This window comes from Burkholderia sp. RF4-BP95 (genome assembly GCF_001521985.1).
GTDB classification, from domain to species: Bacteria; Pseudomonadota; Gammaproteobacteria; order Burkholderiales; family Burkholderiaceae; genus Burkholderia; species Burkholderia diffusa.
In genome coordinates, this window is sequence record NZ_LOSX01000021.1 from 1 (window position 1) to 1,237 (window position 1,237).

Consider the following 1,237-nt stretch of genomic DNA (forward strand, 5'->3'; position numbering starts at 1 on the left):
CGGCACGCCGCAGGAGTTGACGGACGAGGCGGGTGAGCTGGCGTGGTCGGCACGCTATCAGGCGTGGGGTGAAGCGCAGGAGGTGATCAGCGAGGCGGCGCGCAAGGCCGGGATCGCGAATCCGCTGCGGTTTGCGGGGCAGTACTTTGATCGAGAGACGGGGCTGCACTACAACCGGCATCGGTACTACGATCCGGGTAGTGGGCGGTTCGTTAGCAAGGACCCGATTGGGCTGGCGGGTGGGGACAACGTCTATCAGTACGCGCCGAATCCGAGTAGCTGGATCGATCCACTTGGTTTAATGGGCTACCGGGTCGCGACGCGAACTGCTCAGCGAGTCGAATTAGGGAGAGATATCACCGATAAGCAAGCGATTTCTCGCGTGCAGAGAGGTGGTGACGTCCATGCTGACAATCGTAGTGATGCTATAAGCTTGGGTAAGCGGTGTGCATGTGGAAAATTGATGAAGCATGACGCCCATCCTGACAGAGTTACAGGTAGTACGGAGGGCAGATTGCCGCACGTTCATCCAAATAATCACGAAGGGGTGGCTGGGGATGCACATATTTTCTACCCTAAAAAATAGGGGGCATGATGTCTTACTTTTTGATTTATTTCGAAAAAAATAATTCAACCTCGAATGATTACAATGACTTTTCACTTGTCGGGAAATTTTCTATTCCTCCGGAGATTTTTGGGGGGTGGGTGGATATATGCTATAAGGGCAAGAAAATGACGGGCGCGCTTGTAACGGATTGGAGTCGGCAGGCTGCAAATGATATATTCAGAAAAGAGGGAGAGGGTGCTAGGCGGCAATTGATTGGTTTTTTGAGTGAAAGATTGAAAAACAAAAGCGTAGTAGCGTGCTTGACTGGCTATATTGAAAATAACTCGGGCGATTTGGTGGACATAGAGGAGGGCAATTTTCTGAAAGTCGGTCAAATTGGAGAATTACTTGCAAGGCGTGTCGACGTGGGGAAATGTTTCGAGATAGTTCACGGATAGACGTTAAAAGGTGGCAAGAGAAATGACCGAAGGGTCACGTGGGCTGCCCTTGTCGTCTGGGTGCTGAGTTGAATCTCGGCGTTCAGCAACAGTGATGGTGAACTTGCCAAGTTCAACGTGAACGCGGAGCTTCTTGCCGGCGTGGAAACCGGCAGCCAGTATGCGTACGATCCGATTGGCCGGCTCACGCGCGCGCAGTCGTCGCTGGGCGTGGAGACGTTTGCGTTCGATC

2 protein-coding genes are annotated in these 1,237 nt (G+C 52.5%); both read left to right on the plus strand.

The annotated features are described in order from the left end of the window. Window positions 1-586: RHS repeat-associated core domain-containing protein (locus WS46_RS36745; RefSeq protein WP_306453741.1), on the plus strand; the 586-nt coding region annotated here is incomplete at its 5' end. Between the two features lie 5 nt (window positions 587-591). Then, complete coding sequence (locus WS46_RS35160; protein ID WP_156443102.1) at window positions 592-1,005, plus strand: hypothetical protein; 414 nt, start codon at window positions 592-594, stop codon at window positions 1,003-1,005. Window positions 1,006-1,237 lie beyond the last annotated feature (232 nt).